The organism is Burkholderia multivorans ATCC BAA-247 (genome assembly GCF_000959525.1).
Classification (GTDB): domain Bacteria; phylum Pseudomonadota; class Gammaproteobacteria; order Burkholderiales; family Burkholderiaceae; genus Burkholderia; species Burkholderia multivorans.
In genome coordinates this window covers 652,414-671,525 of record NZ_CP009832.1, presented here as the reverse complement: position 1 = coordinate 671,525, position 19,112 = coordinate 652,414, and the positions used below count along the sequence as shown (strand labels likewise).

Sequence of the window (19,112 nt, the reverse complement as noted above, 5' to 3'; positions counted from 1 at the left end):
TTTCGATTCGCGTTGCGACCTCGATACAACACTTTGAGCAACGCATCGTCGGTCATGCAGTGCGCGACCTGTGTCGCACATCGTTTGCGAGGTGCGCTCGACGCATCGAACGCTGATCGAAACGTGACGTCGTCGGGGATGTCTCGATCGTTCGTCGTTGCCTGCAACGCAGATGTCGCGTTACAGATTCCTTATCATTTTTTTAGTAGAGAGCGGCGCGCACTTCAACCTGGATCGCTCGTCGTGCGCGCCGCCCGCAGTCTCTTCGACTCAGGCGTGCAGCGTTACTGGCACGCTTCGCATTCGTCGAAGCCCGGGTCGCCAGGACGCATCGTGCACACCGGACCTTCCGCCTCGACCGGCGCGAGCGCCGCTGCATCGAGCGCGCCCGACGACACATCGCCGCCCGCCGCACCGAAGCCGCCCGCTGCGCCCTGCGCGCCGCCTGCCGCGCCGCCGCCGCTCGTCGGCACCGCGTTCAGCGCGCCGTGTGCGACCGTCGACTTCTCGACGTGCGTCGCCGCCATCGTGCGCAGGTAGTAGGTCGTCTTCAGGCCGCGCAGCCACGCGAGCTTGTAGACCTCGTCGAGCTTCTTGCCCGATGCGCCGGCCATGTAGATGTTCAGCGACTGCGCCTGGTCGATCCACTTCTGGCGACGCGACGCGGCCTCCACCAGCCACTTCGGATCGACCTCGAACGCGGTCGCGTAGATCGCGCGCAGGTCGGCCGGGATGCGGTCGATGCGCGACAGCATGCCGTCGAAGTACTTCAGGTCGGCGACCATTACTTCGTCCCACAGGCCGCGCTCCTTCAGGTCGCGCACGAGGTACTCGTTGACGACCGTGAACTCGCCCGACAGGTTCGACTTCACGTACAGGTTCTGGAAGGTCGGCTCGATGCACGCCGACACGCCGATGATGTTCGAGATCGTCGCCGTCGGCGCGATCGCGACGCAGTTCGAGTTGCGCATCCCGTGCGTCGCGATCCGTGCACGCAGCGTGGCCCAGTCGAGCGATTCCGACGAGTCGACCTCGACGTAGCCGCCGCGCGCTTCGGCCAGCAGCTTCAGCGTGTCCTGCGGCAGGATGCCGCGATCCCACAGCGAGCCGCGGTAGCTCGAGTAGCGGCCGCGCTCCTCGGCCAGCTCGGTCGACGCGTAGTAGGCGTAGTAGCAGACCGCTTCCATCGAGCGATCGGCGAACTCGACCGCCGCTTCCGACGCGTACGGCGTGCGCAGCAGGTGCAGGCAGTCCTGGAAGCCCATGATGCCGAGGCCGACCGGACGGTGCTTCAGGTTCGAGTTACGCGCCTTCGGCACCGCGTAGTAGTTGATGTCGATCACGTTGTCGAGCATGCGCATCGCGACGCTGATCGTGCGCTTCAGCTTGTCGTGGTCGAGCGCGTAGGTGCCGTCCGGCTGCTTGACGAGGTGCGCGACGAGGTTCACCGAGCCGAGGTTGCAGACCGCGATTTCGGTGTCGCTCGTGTTCAGCGTGATTTCGGTGCACAGGTTCGACGAGTGGACGACGCCGACGTGCTGCTGCGGCGAGCGCACGTTGCACGGATCCTTGAACGTGATCCACGGATGGCCCGTCTCGAACAGCATGCCGAGCATCTTGCGCCACAGCTGCTGCGCCGGAATCTTCTTGAACAGCTTGATCTCGCCGCGCGCGACTTTCTCTTCGTAAGCCGTGTAAGCCGCCTCGAAGTCCGCGCCGAACTTGTCGTGGAGATCCGGGCAGGTCGACGGCGAGAACAGCGTCCATTCGCCGCCTTCCATCACGCGCTTCATGAACAGGTCGGGAATCCAGTTCGCCGTGTTCATGTCGTGCGTACGGCGCCGGTCGTCGCCCGTGTTCTTGCGCAGCTCGAGGAATTCCTCGATGTCGAGGTGCCACGATTCGAGGTACGCGCAGACCGCGCCCTTGCGCTTGCCGCCCTGGTTCACCGCGACGGCCGTGTCGTTGACGACCTTCAGGAACGGCACGACGCCCTGCGACTTGCCGTTCGTGCCCTTGATATGCGAGCCGAGTGCGCGCACGCGCGTCCAGTCGTTGCCGAGGCCGCCGGCGAACTTCGACAGCAGCGCGTTTTCCTTCAGCGCTTCATAGATGCCGTCGAGGTCGTCCGCGACCGTCGTCAGATAGCACGACGACAGCTGCGAGCGGTGCGTGCCCGAGTTGAACAGCGTCGGCGTCGAGCTCATGAAGTCGAAGCTCGACAGCACGTTGTAGAACTCGATCGCACGCGCTTCGCGGTCGATCTCGTTCAGCGACAGGCCCATCGCGACGCGCATGAAGAACGCCTGCGGCATTTCGATGCGCGTGCCGTCGACGTGCAGGAAGTAGCGGTCGTACAGCGTCTGCAGGCCGAGGTAGCCGAACTGCAGGTCGCGGCTCGCGTCGAGCGCTTCGCCGAGGCGCTTCAGGTCGAACTGCAGCAGCTTGTCGTCGAGCAGGCCGGCTTCGACGCCGCGCTTCAGGAACTGCGGGAAATACTCGGCGTAGCGCGTCGACATGTCGGCCTGCACGACTTCCTCGCCGAGGATCTCGCGGCGGATCGTGTGCAGCAGGATGCGGGCCGTGACCTGGCTGTATGCCGGATCCTTCTCGATCATCGTGCGCGCAGCGAGGATCGCCGAGTCGTAGACCTGGCTCATCGGCACGCCGTCGTACAGGTTCTTCACCGTCTCCGCGACGATCGGATCAGGGTTAACCGCAGCGCCGAGGCCGTCGCATGCCGACACGATCAGCGCGCGCAGCGCGTTCATGTCGAGCGGACGCGTGACACCGTTGTCGACGACGTTGATGCCGCCCGTCGTCTCGCGCACCGCCGCCGTTTCCTCGCCCGCATGCTGGCGCTCGAGGTGACGCTTCTCGCGATACAGCACGTACGCGCGCGCGACGTTGTGCTCGCCGCCGCGCATCAGCGCGAGCTCGACCTGATCCTGGATGTCTTCGATATGGAACGTTCCGCCGTTCGGGCGGCTGCGCACGAGCGCGCGCACGACGTTGCGCGTGAGCTGGTCGACGAGCTCGCGCACGCGCGCGGACGCGGCGCCCTGCCCGCCGTTGACGGCCAGGAAAGCCTTGGTCACCGCGATCGCGATCTTCGACGGCTCGAACGCCACCACGCTGCCGTTGCGGCGGATCACCTTGTAGTCGGCGAACGTTGCCTGCGGCGCGAGCGCCGGCGCGCCTTGTTCGGCCCCGCCGAGAGGACGGCTCGATGCGCTCTCGTACTGGGACGTCGCGTTGTCGGTGGTTTGCATGTGCAAAGCTCCTGGTGTTGGATGGTGCGGAGAGAACCGCGGATTAAAACGAACGCTGCGCGATGCGGTGCGCAAGCGGTAAGAGGCGAGCGATGCGTCGGGGAAGCCGGTTCCGTCGATGCGCGACAACCGGTTCGGTCGTGTGCTTCGTCATGTCTACCCTACCCGCGATGTTCGCTGCGCTGATTGCGGCGCCTGGACTGCCCGGCCTGACGCGCCGCCCTGAGAACCCCGTTCGCCGGCGTTGCCCACCGGCCGGTGCCGCTCGGGTTTCCCCTGCGACACACACTATATCTAGTGCAGAACCGCTCAACAGGCACCAAGTATAGTGGACATTCCGGCGAGGTCCAAACGGAGAATTTGCGCCGGAGGTCTTGACATCGCGCACGGGCAGACGCGACAAGGCATTGATCCGAGAAAAGGGGTTTCCCGGTCAAAAAAACCCTGCGCTCACTGCTGCCGGAAAGGAAAGTATTCGGCGCCGAACCCGGCATCGCGCGCGAAGCGTTGCCAATCGAAATGCGGACCCGGGTCGGTCTTGCGGCCGGGCGCGACGTCGGAATGCCCGGCGAACGCGTCGACCGGATAACGCGCGGCGAGCGTGCGCGCGAGCACGGCGAGCGTCGCGTATTGCGCATCGTCGAACGGCACGTCGTCCGCGCCTTCGAGCTCGATGCCGATCGAGAAGTCGTTGCAGCGCGGCCGGCCGAAAAACTCGGACGCACCGGCGTGCCACGCGCGCTCGTCGCACGACACGAACTGCACGAGCTCGCCGTCGCGGCGGATCAGGAAATGCGCGGACACGCGCACGTCGCGCAGGTTACGCTGGTAGTACGGGTGCGCGTCGCAGTCGAGGCGGTTCAGGAACAGCGCCTCGATCGCGTCGCCGCCGAACTCGCCGGGCGGCAGGCTGATGTTGTGCACGATCACGAGCGACGGCACCGCGCCCGCGGGCCGCGCCTCGAAGTTCGGCGAGCGCGCGTGGCGCGCTTCGCGCACCCAGCCGGCCGCGTCGACCGACAGCCGCCGCGCGTCGGTCATCGCGCGCCGCCCGCGCGTGCGGCGTGACGTTGCGCGTGCTCGGTGCTGCAGAAGTATTCGCCGCTCGCCGCCGCGATCGCATCGCCCTTCGGCGCATGCACGCCGCACTCGGCGCAGCGCACCATCGGCTCCGGCAGCGAGCGCGCATCGCCGTTCGGACGCGCGGCACCGGCGCCGTAGCCCGGCGCGCCGGACGCATCGGCGCCGCGGCCTGCGCGCGCCTGCTCCTGCGCGTGACGCAGCTTGCGCGCAAGCCACGAACCGGCGAAGAAGAGAAGAATCAGGAGAAGAATCTGTCGCATCGGAAACCTGCGGTCAAACGACGGAGCGGTGCAGCAGCACCTCAAAAACGAACCGGCTGCCGACATACGCGAGCAGCAGCGCGGCGAACGACACGAGCACCCAGCGCGCCGCGCCGCGCCCGCGCCAGCCGGACGTCTTGCGCGCGATCAGCAGGCCGCCGAACATCAGCCACGACAGAATCGCGAACACCGTCTTGTGATCGAGGCGCAGTGCGCGCGCATCGACCTGCTCGCTGAACAGGATGCCCGACGCGAGCGTCAGCGTGAGCAGCACGAAGCCGGCGCCGATCAGGCGGAACAGCAGCTTCTCGAGCGTGAGCAGCGGCGGCAGCGTTTCGAGCCAGCTCGCGATCCAGCCGGTCGAGCCGTCGCGCCCGCCGCTTCGCAGCGACTGCAGGCGCCGCTCGACCATCAGCATCAGCACCGCGTGCAGCGCCGCGATCGCGAACAGTCCGTACGCGATGTTCGCGATCAGGAAGTGCAGCTTGAACAGCGGTGCTGCGGCATAAGGCAGCACCCGCACGCCGCCGAACACGAGCGGCAGCAGCGATGCGCCGCAGGCGAGCGGCAGCACGAGCAGACGCAGGCTGTCGAGCGGGAAGAAGAAGCTCTCGATCCAGTAGATGCCGGCGCCGAGCCAGAACATCGCGGACAGCGCGAACGCGAAACCGAAGATCATCGCGTCGTGCGGGAAGATCGTCATGTGGAGCAGCACGCCGTGCGCGACGAGCGCGGCGAACAGCAGCGCGCGCCCGATGCCGCTCATCCCGGACGCGGCCGATGCCGGAACGGGCACGGCCGGCACGCTCGCGACGAGCGGCGACGCCGCGCCCTGCCGATGCGTGCGCCAGCCTGCGACGGCAAGGCCGCCGTACAGGAATGCGGTGAGGGCATACAGTACAATATCCATGTTCGAAGTTTACACTAGGCCCCCTTCCCGCGACGGCTCCGTTGTTCGATGACCGCCGCGCCTTAGGGCCCCACTGTCCATCGCTCCCCATGCTCGACAATCTCACTCAACGGATGGCGCGCGTCGTCAAGACGCTGCGCGGCGAAGCCCGGCTCACCGAGGCGAATACGCAGGAAATGCTCCGCGAAGTGCGTCTCGCGCTGCTCGAGGCCGACGTCGCGCTGCCGGTCGTCCGCGAATTCATCGCGAAGGTCAAGGAAAAGGCGCTCGGCGAGGAAGTGATCAGCAGCCTGTCGCCGGGCCAGGCGCTCGTCGGCGTCGTGCAGAAGGAGCTGACCGCCGTGATCGGCGGCGACTACGAAGGCAAGGCCGCCGAGCTGAACCTCGCAGTCTCGCCGCCTGCCGTGATCCTGATGGCCGGCCTGCAGGGCGCCGGCAAGACGACGACGGCCGGCAAGCTCGCGAAACTGCTGCGCGAGAAGTACAAGAAGAAGGTGCTGACCGTCTCGTGCGACGTCTATCGCCCGGCCGCGATCATGCAGCTGAAAACGGTGAGCGAACAGGTCGGCGCCGACTTCTTCCCGTCCACACCCGACCAGAAGCCGGTCGACATCGCGGTCGCGGCCGTCGACTGGGCGAAGCGCCACTATCACGACGTGCTGATCGTCGATACGGCCGGCCGGCTCGGTATCGACGAAGCGATGATGCAGGAAATCGCCGCGCTGCACGGCGTGCTGAAGCCGGCGGAAACGCTGTTCGTCGTCGACGCGATGCTCGGCCAGGACGCCGTCAACACCGCGAAGGCGTTCAACGACACGCTGCCGCTCACGGGCGTCGTGCTGACCAAGCTCGACGGCGACTCGCGCGGCGGCGCCGCGCTGTCGGTGCGGCACGTGACGGGCAAGCCGATCAAGTTCGTCGGCGTCGCCGAGAAGCTCGACGGCCTCGAGGTGTTCCATCCCGACCGGATGGCGAACCGGATCCTCGGCATGGGCGACATCCTCGCGCTCGTCGAGGAAGCGCAGCGCGGCGTCGACGTGCAGGCCGCGCAGAAGCTCGCCGACAAGGTGAAGAAAGGCGGCGACTTCGACCTGAACGATTTCCGCGCGCAGATCTCGCAGATGAAGAACATGGGCGGGCTGTCGTCGCTGATGGACAAACTCCCCGCGCAGTTCCAGCAGGCCGCGGCCGGCGCCGACATGGGCCAGGCCGAGAAGCAGATCCGCCGGATGGAAGGGATCATCAACTCGATGACGCCGGCCGAGCGCGCGAAACCCGAAATCATCAAGGCGACGCGCAAGCGCCGCATTGCAGCCGGCGCGGGCGTGCCGGTGCAGGAAGTCAACCGGATGCTGAACCAGTACGATCAGATGCGTACGATGATGAAGAAGCTGAAGGGCGGCAACATGCAGAAGATGATGCGCGGACTGAAGGGCATGATGCCCGGCCTGCGCTGATTCCGTCCGCCGGCCGGCGCGCGGGTTTTTGCCGTAGCGCGCACCGGCCGTTGTGCTTCACTCTTATTTGTATACCGACTGTCCGCCAGAACACATGAACCGCGAAGAAGCCCTCCACATTTTCGAACACTCCGAAGAGATCGTCTCGGCGGACGCCGTCAACGCATCGATCGTCCGGATGGCCGACGCGATCCGCGCCGAGATCGGCGACGCGTTCCCGCTCGTTCTGTCGGTGATGGGCGGCGCGGCGGTGTTTACCGGGATGCTGCTGCCGCATCTCGATTTCCCGCTCGAATTCGACTACATCCACCTGACGCGCTACCGCAACACGACGCAGGGCAGCCCAGAGATGCACTGGCGTGTCGCGCCGCGCGAGTCGGTGAAAGACCGCATCGTGCTCGTTCTCGACGATATCCTCGACGAAGGCGAGACGATGGCCGCGATCCGCGACCGCATCCTCGACATGGGCGCGAAGCGCTTCATGTCGGCCGTGCTGTGCGAGAAGACGCTCGCGAAGGCGAAGCCGCTGCATCCCGACTTCTGCGGCTTCTCGGTGCCGGACCGCTACGTGTTCGGCTGCGGGATGGACGCGAAGGGCTACTGGCGCAACCTGCCGACGATCCGCGCGCTGACCGCGAACGTCTGAGCGCACGCCGGCTTCGCCGTCGCCAAACGGAAAGCGGCGCCCGGGTTCATTGCCCGGAGCGCCGCTTTTTTTGTCGTTACGCGCGAAACGCGCGTCAGGTCTGCAACTGGTGGACGAACGCGCGGATGCCGGCGAGCAGCATCTCGACCGAGATCGCGACGAGCACGAGGCCCATCAGCCGCTCGAACGCGGCGACCGTGCGCTCGCCGAGCCATTGCTGGATCCGTTCGGCCAGCACCAGCGTGATCGCGCACAGGATCATCGTGACGGTCAGCGCACCGACCCATTCGAACATCTTGCCGGGCGCCTGCGACGTCAGCAGCATCACCGTCGCGAGCGCGGACGGCCCCGCGAGCGCGGGGATCGCGAGCGGCACGATGAACGGCTCGCCGCCCGCCCGCGGATCGCTGCCGAGCGCGCCGTCCGGATGCGGAAAGATCATCCGAAGCGCGATCAGGAACAGCACGATCCCGCCGCCGAGGCGCAGCGACAGGTCGGTCAGGCTCATCATCCGCAGGAAGCGATCGCCGACCACCATGAAGAACAGCAGGATCACGAACGCGATCCCCACCTCGCGCAGGATCAGCTTGACGCGCCGCTCGCGCGGCACGTCGCGCATCGCCGAAATGAACAGCGGGATATTGCCGAGCGGATCGGTGATCAGCACGAGAAGCACGGTAGCCGACAGGAAGGTGTACTCCACCGCGTTCCCCGTCCGATCCGCTTAGTGCGCGAGTGCCGCGCGGACCTTCTCCGCGACCGTCGCCGCGGCCTCGCCGGCCGGCAGCAGCGTCGCTTCGGTGTCGCGGCGGCCCTGGTACTCGATCTTGCCGTCCTTCAGCCCGCGCTCGCCGATCACGAGGCGGTGCGGCACGCCGATCAGTTCCCAGTCGGCGAACATCACGCCCGGACGCTCGCCGCGATCGTCGAGGATCACGTCGATGCCGGCCGCCGTCAGTTCCGCGTACAGCTTGTCGGCCGCTTCGCGCACCGCGTCGCTGCGGTCGTAGCCCATCGGGCACAGCACGACTTCGAACGGGGCGATCGACTCCGGCCAGATGATGCCCTTGTCGTCGAAGTTCTGTTCGATCGCCGCGCCGAGAATACGCGTGACGCCGATCCCGTAGCAGCCCATCAGCATCGGCTGCGGCTTGCCCGATTCGTCGAGGAACGTCGCGCCCATCGCTTCCGAGTACTTGGTGCCGAGCTGGAACACGTGGCCGACCTCGATGCCACGGCAGATGTCGATCGCGCCCTTGCCGTCCGGCGACGGATCGCCCTTCTTCACGTTGCGCACATCGGCGACCTCGGGCTCCGGCAGATCGCGGCCCCAGTTCACGCCGGCGATGTGATAGTCGACCTCGTTCGCGCCGACGACGAAATCGCTCATGTTCGCGACCGTGCGATCGGCGATTACCTTCACCGGCTTCTTCGTGCCGATCGGGCCGAGATAGCCCGGCGGCGTGCCGAACCACTCGACGATTTCCTGCTCGGTCGCGAAGCGGTGGTTCTTCAGCCCCGGCAGCTTCGATACCTTGATCTCGTTCAGATCGTGATCGCCGCGCAGCATCACGAGCCAGATGGTCGGCTCGGCGCCTTCGTTGTCGGTTGCGAGCACGATCGACTTGATCGTGCGCTCGAGCGGGATGTTCAGCAGCTCGGCGACGGCCTCGCACTTCGCCTTGCCCGGCGTCGCGACCTTCGTCAGCGCTTCGGCGGGCGCGGCGCGCTCCGCGATCAGCGGCAGCGCTTCGGCCGCCTCGACGTTCGCCGCGAACTCGGAGCTCGGGCAGTAGGCGATCGCGTCCTCGCCGGTATCGGCGATCACGTGGAACTCGTGCGAGAAGTTGCCGCCGATCGAGCCGCTGTCGGCCGCGACCGCGCGGAATTCGAGGCCGAGGCGCGTGAAGATGCGCACGTACGCGTCATACATCTTGCGATACGACTCGCGCAGGCCTTCCGCGTCCTTGTCGAACGAGTACGCGTCTTTCATGATGAATTCGCGGCCGCGCATCACGCCGAAACGCGGACGGATCTCGTCGCGGAACTTCGTCTGGATCTGATAGAAGTTCACCGGCATCTGCCGGTAGCTCTTGATCTGATTGCGCGCGATGTCGGTGACGACTTCCTCGTGCGTCGGCCCGATCACGAAGTCGTTGTCCTTGCGGTCCTTGAAGCGCAGCAGCTCGGGGCCGTACTGCTCCCAGCGCCCCGACTCCTGCCACAGTTCGGCCGGCTGCACGGCCGGCATCAGCAGTTCGACTGCGCCCGCCCGGTTCATTTCCTCGCGCACGATCGCCTCGACCTTGCGAATCGAGCGCAGACCGATCGGCAGATAGTTGTAGATGCCACCGGCGACGCGACGGATCATGCCGGCGCGCACCATCAGCTTGTGACTGACGATCTCTGCGTCGGCCGGTGCTTCTTTGAGGGTGCCGATAAAGAAACGGGAAGCTTTCATGCGGACGGTTCCAAAAACGGCGCCCCCAGGCAGGGCGCCCGAAAAAGATTCAAGGTGAAAAAGCTGCGCGCGACGAACGACGATGGCGCAGATGACGTAGCAGACAAATCAGGGACAATTCAGCCGGCGCGCCTCGTGCGGATTCGCTCCGTCACGGTGCGCAGCGCCCGTTATCTGTTTATAATCAAAGCAATTTTAAAGGATTCGAAGGTGGTTGTATGCTGGATCGTGAAGGCTTTCGCCCGAACGTCGGCATCATCCTCTTGAACGCGCGCAACGAGGTGTTTTGGGGCAAACGGCTCCGCGAGCACTCCTGGCAGTTTCCTCAAGGCGGGATCAAGTACGGCGAGACCCCCATGCAGGCGATGTACCGGGAACTGCACGAGGAAACGGGCCTGCTGCCGGAACACGTCAAGATAATCGGCCGCACTCGCGACTGGTTGCGTTACGAGGTGCCTGACAAGTTCATCAAACGCGAAGTACGCGGTCATTACCGCGGCCAGAAACAGATCTGGTTCCTGCTGCGGATGCTCGGACGCGACTGCGACATTTGCTTGCGCGCGACCGATCACCCGGAGTTCGATGCGTGGCGGTGGAACGAGTACTGGGTGCCGCTCGATGCGGTAATCGAGTTCAAGCGGGATGTCTATCAGTTGGCGCTGACGGAACTGTCGCGCTTCCTGCGCCGCCCGGCGCAGCGAGCCGACAAGCCCCGTGGGCCGCGTCTGCCGCGCTATCCGCGCGTGATCGCCGCGCAACCCACCGAGACGCTGACGATTGTCGACACATCGGTCGTCTGTTCCGAGGTCGAAGTGGAGGCGAGCACGCTCGACGAGATGCCGCCCCGCGTGATCGTCGGCAAATGACGAGTCGGACTGCATGACCGGGCGCGACCTTGGTGTCGCGCCCTTTTTTTACGAGGAATGCATATTGAAAGCGATTGCTCTCGCGCTCGCGTCGATCGCCGCAGCCGCCGCACTGGCCGGCTGCGCGAATTCGAAAACGCCGACCAACAAGGACGACAGCGCGTTCGTGTATCTGCTGGACCGCCAGGGGAACTGGAAGGAAAACCCGGTCGACACGCTGCCGGCGCTCCCGCAAACGGCCGACCTGCTGCCGTTCAACGTGTCGCAGAACACGCCGCTGAAGTTCTTCGTCGACGCGAAATCGCTGACGGTCGGCAGCGACGGCGTCGTGCGTTACACGGTCGTCGTCACGAGCCCGGCCGGCGCGCGCAACGTGAATTACGAAGGGATCCGCTGCGATACGTACGAATGGCGCCAGTACGCGGGGCTGAATTCGGATCACGACGGCTGGGACCGCACGGTCGAGAACGACTGGCGGCGCATCGAGAACGGCGAGCTGAACGCGTATCACGCGGCGCTCTATCAGGACTACCTGTGCGCGAACAAGATGCCGCAAGGCTCCGCGCAGCAGATCGTCGAGAACATCCGCTTTCATCGCACCGCGATGAGCCAGCTGCGCTGATCGTACGCGGCCCCGGCAGTGTCGGCGGCATTCGGCAAAAAGCCCGCATCGAGCGTAATGCCGTTCAGTTAAGCAACTGAACGGCATTTTTGTTTTGGGGAAGGAGTGGTTGTAAACGCTGCGCTGAGATGTTAACTTTTGGCGCGATGCTGACCGACCACCTGACCTTCATGCTCGATGCCGAACCTACCGACCTGAGCCGGTTGGCGGAGCATCTTCCCCATGCATGGATCGAACAGGCCATCGAAGCGACAGGCACGGCGAGCATTCGTCGCCGTCGCTTGCCGGCTGAACAGGTGGTCTGGCTGGTGATCGCGCTGGCGATCTATCGTCATTGGTCAGTCAGCGAAGTGGTGGACAGTCTGGAACTGGTGCTGCCCAACGAGACCACGTTCGTCAGCAAGAGCGCCGTCACCCAGGCCCGGCAGCGCTTAGGCCACGCCCCGATAGCTTGGCTGTTCGAGCAAACCGCGCAGGCATGGTGCAAGCAGGATGGTGCGCGCCATGCCTTCAAAGGGCTTAGCTTGTGGGCCATGGATGGCACCACGCTACGCACGCCGGACAGTGCCGCGAATCGGGAACATTTCGGGTCCCAAAGCTACGCGAGCGGCAAGGTGGCCAGCTACCCGCAGGTGCGGGCCGTCACGCTGACCTCGATCCCGACGCATCTGGTAGCAAACATCGCGTTTGGCCGCTACGACACCAACGAGATGATCTACGCCAAGAATCTGCTGGAGCAGATTCCCGACCATTCGCTCACGGTCTTCGACAAAGGCTTCCTGGCAGCCGAGATCCTGTGCGGCCTGAGCTCGGGCGAACGCAATCGCCACTTCCTGATTCCGGCAAAGTCCAATACGCGTTGGGAGGTACTGTCGGGCAAACCGGACGATGCATTGGTGCGCATGCGCGTCTCGCCTCAGGCTCGGCAGAAATGCCCCGATCTGCCGGAGTGGTGGACGGCGCGTGCAGTGCGCATTCAAGATGCACAGGGGCGGGAACGTGTACTACTGACGTCATTGACCGATCGGCGCCGCTTCAAGTTGGCCGATCTGGTTGCTTGCTACGAGCGGCGCTGGCAGATCGAGACCAGCTATCGCGAACTGAAGCAGTCCATGCTCGGTAGCGAACTGACTCTACGTAGCCGAACCGTCGACGGCATCTACCAAGAGATCTGGGGTGCGCTGATCGCTTACAACCTGATTCGCCGCGAAATGGCTTGCGCCGCCTTCGAGGCCAAGTGCGAACCGACCGAACTGAGCTTCGTTCGCTCGTTCCATCTCATCCAGCACGAGATGATGTGGGCTGCACGCACGCCTGCCTACGCCAAGCTGCCCGCCGTGCTCAAGCGACTTCGCGAACACCTCAAGCTGCTCATCAATGTAAAACGGCCCGATCGCAAATGCGATCGGGCCGTCAAGTCCCGTCCTGCTCGTTATGCCGTCCGGTTCCTCAGAAAGAACCTTAACTGAACGGCATTACCGCATCGAGCGGGCTTTTTCATTTCGGCCGCGATAACGCATGGCGCGACTGCCCGCGCTGCGTTCAGACGAGCACCAGATTGTCGCGATGGATCAGCTCGGGCTCGAGCATGTAGCCGAGCACGCTTTCGATTTCGCCGCTCGGCTTGCGGTGGATCAGCTTGGTCTCGGCGCTGCTGTAGTTCGTCAGGCCGCGCGCGACTTCGCGCCCGTCCGGGCCGACGCATGCGATGACCTCGCCGCGCGCGAACGCGCCCTGCACGTCCGTCACGCCGATCGGCAGCAGGCTCTTGCCGCCGGCCGTCAGCTTCTCGACCGCGCCGGCGTCGATCACGACGTGCCCGCGCACCTGCAGGTGGTCGGCCATCCATTGCTTGCGCGCGGCCATCCGCGCCGTGCGCGCGATCAGCTGCGTGCCGATCGCCTCGCCACCGGCCAGACGCACGAGCACGTCCGGCTCGCGGCCGCTCGCGATCACCGTGTTGGCGCCGCTGTGCGCCGCGCGCTTCGCCGCGAGAATCTTCGTCAGCATGCCGCCGCGGCCGAGGCTCGAGCCGGCGCCGCCCGCCATCGCCTCGAGCTCCGGCGCGCCCGCATTCGCCTCGGCGACGAGCGTCGCCGCCGGATCCTTGCGCGGATCCGCAGTGAACAGCCCCGACTGGTCGGTCAGGATGATCAGCGCGTCGCCTTCGATCAGGTTCGCGACGAGCGCGCCCAGCGTATCGTTGTCGCCGAACTTGATTTCGTCGGTGACGACCGTGTCGTTCTCGTTGATGATCGGCACCACGCCGAGACGCAGCAGCGTCAGCAGCGTCGAACGTGCGTTCAGGTAGCGCTCGCGATCGGCGAGATCCGCATGCGTGAGCAGGATCTGCGCAGTGCGAATCCCGTGCTCGGTGAAGCGGCTCTCATAGACCTGCGCAAGCCCCATCTGGCCGACCGCGGCCGCGGCCTGTAGCTCGTCGATCTCGCGCGGCCGCTTGCTCCAGCCGAGCCGCTGCATGCCTTCGGCAATCGCGCCCGAACTGACGAGCACGACTTCCTTGCCCTGCGCGCGCAGCGCTGCGATCTGCGCAGCCCAGCGGCCGATTGCCGCATGATCGAGCCCCTTGCCGTCGTTCGTCACGAGGCTGGAGCCTACTTTCACTACCAATCGCTTCGAATCCGCGATGATCGAACGCATCGTGCGCTGTCTCCTGTATCTGAAGCCTGCCCGGCCGGGCGCGATTCAATTCCGGCGCCGGACCGACGCAGACCGGCGCGTGACGGGTACGCTCAGGCGTCGTCGCCCGGCGCAGCATTGGCGGCCGGCGGCGCATCGCGGAAGCGCACGTCTGCCGCCAGATCTTCCGCCTCCGCCGCGCGATGCGCGTCCGAATGCTCGGCCAGATAGTCGTAGATCGCGTAGCACAGCGCTTCGCAGCCCTGCCCCGTCAAAGCGGAAATCTCGAACACGGGGCCGTGCCAGTCGAAGCGCTCGAGAAAATCGGCGACGCGTGCCGCACGCTCGTCCTCGGGCACCATGTCGAGCTTGTTCAGCACGAGCCAGCGCGGCTTCTCGTAGAGCGCCTCGTCGTACTTGCGCAGCTCGCCGACGATCGCCGTCGCTTCGGCGACCGGATCGACGCCTTCGTCGAACGGCGCGATGTCGACGAGATGCAGCAGCAGACCGGTGCGCTGCAGGTGCCGCAGGAACTGATGACCGAGGCCCGCGCCTTCGGCCGCGCCCTCGATCAGCCCCGGGATGTCGGCGATCACGAAGCTCTTGCTCGGGCCCACGCGCACGACGCCGAGATTCGGCGCGAGCGTCGTAAACGGGTAATCGGCGATCTTCGGCTTCGCGTTCGACACCGACGAGATGAACGTCGACTTGCCCGCATTCGGCATGCCGAGCAGGCCGACGTCGGCAAGCACCTTCAGCTCGAGCTTCAGCATGCGCCGCTCGCCCGGTTTGCCGTCGGTCTTCTGCCGCGGCGCGCGGTTCGTGCTCGACTTGAAATGCAGGTTGCCGAGGCCGCCGGCGCCGCCTTTCGCGAGCAGCACCTGCTGGTCGTGCTCCGTCAGATCGGCGATCAGCTCGCCGGTGTCCATGTCGGTGATCACCGTGCCGACCGGCATGCGCAGCGTGATGTCGTCGCCGCCCTTGCCGTAGCAATCGGACCCGCGGCCGTTTTCGCCGTTGCGCGCCAGGTGCTTTTTCGCGTATCGGTAGTCGATCAGCGTGTTGATGTTGCGGTCGGCGATTGCGTAGACGCTGCCGCCCCGGCCACCGTCGCCGCCGTCCGGCCCGCCGAACGGAACGAATTTTTCGCGGCGCATCGACGCGCTGCCATCGCCTCCATCGCCGGCAATGACTTCGATTCGCGCTTCGTCAATGAACTTCATTCGTTACTCCGCCCAGTATTTCCGCTATTGTGCCGCGCGCCGGCGCGCTTGAACAATCGGCCGTTCGGCCAATGGTGCGCCGGTTTTTGCGACGGCCGCCGGCGCGCACCTGCGCGCGGCGGCCAATAAAAAAGGCCCCGCGAAGACTGCGGGGCCTTTCGGCTACGAAGCCCGTGATGCCTGAACTCAGGCAGCTGCCGGGACGACGATGACCGTATGCTTCTTGTCCGCGCCCTTCGTCGCGAACTTCACGTGACCGTCGACCAGCGCGAACAGGGTGTGATCCTTGCCCATGCCGACGTTCTCGCCTGCGTGCATGCGCGTGCCGCGCTGACGCACGATGATGCCGCCGGCGTTGATCGCCTGGCCGCCATACACTTTCACGCCGAGACGTTTCGACTCGGAGTCGCGGCCGTTACGGGACGAGCCGCCTGCCTTTTTGTGTGCCATCTGATTGCTCCTTTACCGAGGCGCTTACGCGTTGATCGCGTCGATGCGCAGCTCAGTGTAGTTCTGGCGGTGGCCGCCGTGCTTTTGGTAGTGCTTCCGGCGACGCATCTTGAAGATGGTGACCTTGGCGTGACGACCGTGCGACACGACGGTGGCCTTGACGGAAGCCCCACTGACCAGCGGCGTACCGAACTTAATCGATTCGCCTTCGCCCACTGCGAGAACCTGGTCGAGCGTGATTTCAGCGTCAATGTCAGCCGGTATCTGTTCTACTTTCAGTTTTTCGCCAACGGCAACCTTGTACTGCTTGCCGCCGGTTTTTATGACCGCGTACATTGAGAACCTCACTCTGGATCCATTTTTCCGCACACCACGCGCGGAAAAGGCGTGATTATACAGAGAGTTAGCATCGAAGTCAAAGCCGATCGACGATTGCCGCGCGCGGGCCTCGGCCGGACGGCCAAAATCGCGGGCGCGCAACGTGCGACAGACCGGAATATTGCCGATTCGCCTTATAATCCGCGGCATCACCCAATTCCATCATCATGTCGTCGTCCACCGCCTCCCCCTCCCTCAGCGCCGCCCACCTGCTCGCCCCGATCGCCAGCGACATGGAGCAGGTGAATCGCGTTATCCGGCAAAGCCTCGCGTCCGACGTGCTGCTGATCAACCAGATCGCCGAGTACATCATCGGCGCGGGCGGCAAGCGGCTGCGCCCGGCACTGCTGCTGCTCGTGGCCGGCGCGCTCGGCGAAACGTCGCATCAGCGGCACGTGCTGGCCGCCGTCGTCGAGTTCATCCACACGGCGACGCTGCTGCACGACGACGTCGTCGACGAATCGGAGCTGCGACGCGGCCGCGAGACGGCCAACGCGCTGTTCGGCAATGCGGCGAGCGTGCTGGTGGGCGACTACCTCTATTCGCGCTCGTTCGAGATGATGGTCGGCGTCGGCAAGATGCGCGTGATGGATATCCTGTCCGAGGCGACGACGATCATTTCCGAAGGCGAAGTGCTGCAGCTTCTGAACATGCACGATGCGGACGTCGACGAAACGCGCTACATGCAGGTGATCCGCTACAAGACGGCCAAGCTGTTCGAAGCATCGGCCCGTCTGGGCGCAGTGCTCGCTGGCGCCGACGCACCGACCGAGGCCGCGGCCGCCGAATACGGCCGCCGGATCGGCACCGCGTTCCAGATCATGGACGACTGGCTCGATTACGCGGGCACGGCCGAAGCGATGGGCAAAAACGCCGGCGACGATCTGCGCGAAGGCAAGCCGACGCTGCCGCTGATCTATCTGATCGAGCGCGGTACGCCCGAACAGGCGGCGCTCGCGCGCGAAGCGATCGAACAGGGCGGCACCGATCGGTTCGACACCATTTTCGATGCGATCACGCGCTCCGGCGCGCTCGATCACACGCTCGAATGCGCACGCCAGGAAGCGCTGGCGGCCGCAGCGGCGATTACCGCGTTTCCCGATTCGACATACAAGGAAAGCCTGCTCGCGCTGTGCTCGTATTCGACGTCTCGGCAGTCGTAAGGGCGCGGCAGTAGGCGCGGCGGCAGGACGCCATGGCCGCGCCGATCAGGCGCTTCGAAAATTTTCTTTCCCAAGGTATTCCATTTTCGAAAAAGCGCTGATATAGTTATGTTCTTGCTCGACGACGCAGCTGTCTTGAAGAAGACGGCGAAATCGGAAGAGTCCAAATCGGGGTGTAGCTTAGCCTGGTAGAGCGCTACGTTCGGGACGTAGAGGCCGGAGGTTCGAATCCTCTCACCCCGACCAGATTTGTAAAAACCGTGCACCACGTGCACGGTTTTTTTTCGTCCGTATGCGCGGCGCCCTCGCCGCAGCGTTACGGCCGCCTCTGCTATATTCGCTCCATCCCTGTCCTTCACAGCCCTTTCCACGCGTGGACCAAATTCCCTTATGGGCGCAAATCGGCGCCGTCTTCCTGCTTCTCCTCTGTTCCAGCTTCTTTTCCATCTCCGAAACCGCCATGATGGCGCTCAACCGCCATCGGCTGAAGCATCTCGTCGGCCAGGGCGCGCTCGGCGCGAAAGCGACGCAAGGCCTGCTCACGCGCACCGACCTGCTGCTCAGCGTGATCCTGATCGGCAACAACCTGTTCAACACGATCATCCCCGTCCTCACGACGTCGATCGCGCTTCATACCTTCGGCCGTAACAATCTCGCGCTGTCGATCGCGACCGGCATCGTCGCGTTCCTGATCATCGTGTTCGCGGAGATCGCGCCGAAGATCGTCGGCGCGACCTTCCCGGAGCGCATCGCGCTGCCCGCGAGCCTCGTGATCGCGCCGCTGATGCGCGTGTTCAAGCCGGTCGTCTGGTTCGTCAACGCGCTCGCGAACGGTGTGCTGTGGGCGCTGCGCATCAATACGAAGAAAGGTCGCGATCAGCGGATGTCGGCCGACGAACTGCGTGCGATCGTGCTCGAATCGAGCAGCTTCATGCCGACCAAGCACCGCAGCATCCTGCTCAACCTGTTCGATCTCGAAAACATCACCGTCGACGACGTGATGGTGCCGCGCCGCCAGATCGAGTCGCTCAACTTCCATGCGCCGCTCGACGACATCCTGCATCAGCTCGAGACCTGCTATCACAACCGGCTGGTCGTCTACGAGGGCGATATCGACAAGGTGCTCGGCGTGCTGCACGTACGCAAGACGCTGACCGCGCTGCACAACCAGGATTTCGATCGCGAAACGCTGCGCGAACTGCTCGCGGAACCGTACTACGTGCCGTCGGGCACGCCGGTCGTCCAGCAGCTGCAGTATTTCCAGGAAAGCCGGCAGCGCACCGCGCTCGTCGTCAACGAATACGGCGAACTCGAAGGTCTCGTCACGCCGGAAGACATCATCGAGGAACTGATCGGCGAGTTCACGACGTCGATGCCGCGCAGCGAGCGCGCGGGCGGCTGGGATGAAAACGGCGAATGCATCGTCGCGGCCAGCATGCCGCTGCGCGAGCTGAATCGCTGGCTGCATCTGAAGCTACCGACCGACGGCCCGAAGACGCTCAACGGCCTGATTCTCGAAATCCTCGAGGAAATTCCGGAAGACGACGTCTGCCTGAAGATCGGCGACGTGATGCTCGAAGTGATGCGCAGCGACGATCAGGCGGTGCGCACGGTGAAGCTGTTCCGGCCGCGCGGTGCCGGATCGCGCGCGAAGGGCGGCGCCCGTCGCTAGCGCATTTGC

General features: G+C 65.0%; 17 protein-coding genes and 1 tRNA gene. 8 read left to right on the top strand and 10 right to left on the bottom strand.

Annotation, left to right across the window (positions count from 1 at the left end; genetic code table 11):
- Nucleotides 1-284 precede the first annotated feature (284 nt).
- The 4 genes from NP80_RS15555 to NP80_RS15540 all read right to left on the bottom strand — a co-directional run bounded on the left by NP80_RS15555 (nucleotide 285) and on the right by NP80_RS15540 (nucleotide 5,525).
- Nucleotides 285-3,272: a ribonucleoside-diphosphate reductase subunit alpha gene (locus tag NP80_RS15555; protein ID WP_006407618.1), complete on the bottom strand. Its 2,988-nt coding sequence runs from the start codon at nucleotides 3,270-3,272 to the stop codon at nucleotides 285-287.
- A gap of 450 nt (nucleotides 3,273-3,722) precedes the next feature.
- Nucleotides 3,723-4,313, bottom strand: coding sequence for a 1,6-anhydro-N-acetylmuramyl-L-alanine amidase AmpD (gene ampD / locus NP80_RS15550; RefSeq protein ID WP_006412130.1), 591 nt, complete (start codon nucleotides 4,311-4,313; stop codon nucleotides 3,723-3,725).
- Nucleotides 4,310-4,615: a PP0621 family protein gene (locus NP80_RS15545; protein ID WP_006400408.1), complete on the bottom strand. Its 306-nt coding sequence runs from the start codon at nucleotides 4,613-4,615 to the stop codon at nucleotides 4,310-4,312. The genes ampD and NP80_RS15545 overlap by 4 nt, the downstream gene beginning before the upstream one ends.
- Before the next feature lie 13 nt (nucleotides 4,616-4,628).
- On the bottom strand, nucleotides 4,629-5,525 hold the full coding sequence (locus tag NP80_RS15540; protein ID WP_006407620.1) for a cytochrome C assembly family protein: 897 nt from the start codon (nucleotides 5,523-5,525) through the stop codon (nucleotides 4,629-4,631).
- A gap of 89 nt (nucleotides 5,526-5,614) precedes the next feature.
- Between NP80_RS15540 and ffh the strand changes: the two genes are divergently transcribed.
- The gene (gene ffh, locus NP80_RS15535; RefSeq protein WP_006400410.1) at nucleotides 5,615-6,982 is read left to right on the top strand and encodes a signal recognition particle protein; all 1,368 of its coding nucleotides are present in this window, start codon (nucleotides 5,615-5,617) and stop codon (nucleotides 6,980-6,982) included.
- A gap of 94 nt (nucleotides 6,983-7,076) precedes the next feature.
- Nucleotides 7,077-7,628, top strand: a complete 552-nt coding sequence (locus tag NP80_RS15530) for a hypoxanthine-guanine phosphoribosyltransferase (protein WP_006400411.1) — start codon at nucleotides 7,077-7,079, stop codon at nucleotides 7,626-7,628.
- Between the two features lie 94 nt (nucleotides 7,629-7,722).
- On the opposite strand, the gene NP80_RS15525 is transcribed toward NP80_RS15530, so the two are convergent.
- Together NP80_RS15525 and NP80_RS15520 are read right to left on the bottom strand one after the other, a co-directional pair.
- Entirely contained in the window at nucleotides 7,723-8,331 is a 609-nt protein-coding gene (locus tag NP80_RS15525; RefSeq protein WP_006400412.1) for a MarC family protein, read from the bottom strand.
- Nucleotides 8,332-8,352: 21 nt separating this feature from the next.
- A complete protein-coding gene (locus NP80_RS15520) occupies nucleotides 8,353-10,089 on the bottom strand; it encodes a proline--tRNA ligase (protein ID WP_006400413.1) in 1,737 nt (578 codons plus the stop codon).
- Between the two features lie 218 nt (nucleotides 10,090-10,307).
- Here NP80_RS15520 and NP80_RS15515 point away from each other — a divergent pair, with 218 nt between their 5' ends.
- The 3 genes from NP80_RS15515 to NP80_RS15505 all read left to right on the top strand — a co-directional run bounded on the left by NP80_RS15515 (nucleotide 10,308) and on the right by NP80_RS15505 (nucleotide 13,046).
- A complete protein-coding gene (locus NP80_RS15515) occupies nucleotides 10,308-10,955 on the top strand; it encodes an RNA pyrophosphohydrolase (RefSeq protein WP_006400415.1) in 648 nt (215 codons plus the stop codon).
- 13 nt (nucleotides 10,956-10,968) lie between these two features.
- A complete protein-coding gene (locus NP80_RS15510; RefSeq protein WP_006407622.1) occupies nucleotides 10,969-11,577 on the top strand; it encodes a CNP1-like family protein in 609 nt (202 codons plus the stop codon).
- 146 nt (nucleotides 11,578-11,723) lie between these two features.
- Nucleotides 11,724-13,046 (top strand): IS4 family transposase, encoded by a 1,323-nt coding sequence (locus NP80_RS15505; protein ID WP_006412131.1) that lies wholly within the window; start codon nucleotides 11,724-11,726, stop codon nucleotides 13,044-13,046.
- A gap of 73 nt (nucleotides 13,047-13,119) precedes the next feature.
- Here NP80_RS15505 and proB read toward each other — a convergent pair whose 3' ends face one another.
- From proB to rplU, 4 genes are all read right to left on the bottom strand, one after another.
- Nucleotides 13,120-14,238, bottom strand: coding sequence for a glutamate 5-kinase (gene proB / locus NP80_RS15500; RefSeq protein ID WP_006400417.1), 1,119 nt, complete (start codon nucleotides 14,236-14,238; stop codon nucleotides 13,120-13,122).
- 92 nt (nucleotides 14,239-14,330) lie between these two features.
- On the bottom strand, nucleotides 14,331-15,440 hold the full coding sequence (cgtA, locus tag NP80_RS15495; RefSeq protein ID WP_006400418.1) for an Obg family GTPase CgtA: 1,110 nt from the start codon (nucleotides 15,438-15,440) through the stop codon (nucleotides 14,331-14,333).
- Nucleotides 15,441-15,626: 186 nt separating this feature from the next.
- Nucleotides 15,627-15,890 (bottom strand): 50S ribosomal protein L27, encoded by a 264-nt coding sequence (gene rpmA / locus NP80_RS15490; protein ID WP_006400419.1) that lies wholly within the window; start codon nucleotides 15,888-15,890, stop codon nucleotides 15,627-15,629.
- Nucleotides 15,891-15,914: 24 nt separating this feature from the next.
- Complete coding sequence (rplU, locus tag NP80_RS15485; RefSeq protein ID WP_006025184.1) at nucleotides 15,915-16,226, bottom strand: 50S ribosomal protein L21; 312 nt, start codon at nucleotides 16,224-16,226, stop codon at nucleotides 15,915-15,917.
- A 209-nt stretch (nucleotides 16,227-16,435) separates the two neighbouring features.
- On the opposite strand from rplU, the gene NP80_RS15480 reads away from it, so the two are divergent.
- The 3 genes from NP80_RS15480 (at nucleotide 16,436) to NP80_RS15470 (ending at nucleotide 19,103) form a co-directional block, all read left to right on the top strand.
- Nucleotides 16,436-17,431, top strand: coding sequence for a polyprenyl synthetase family protein (locus NP80_RS15480; RefSeq protein WP_006407625.1), 996 nt, complete (start codon nucleotides 16,436-16,438; stop codon nucleotides 17,429-17,431).
- 169 nt (nucleotides 17,432-17,600) lie between these two features.
- Nucleotides 17,601-17,677, top strand: a tRNA-Pro gene (locus NP80_RS15475).
- A 127-nt stretch (nucleotides 17,678-17,804) separates the two neighbouring features.
- Nucleotides 17,805-19,103 (top strand): HlyC/CorC family transporter, encoded by a 1,299-nt coding sequence (locus NP80_RS15470; RefSeq protein ID WP_053297660.1) that lies wholly within the window; start codon nucleotides 17,805-17,807, stop codon nucleotides 19,101-19,103.
- The last annotated feature ends 9 nt before the right edge of the window (nucleotides 19,104-19,112 follow it).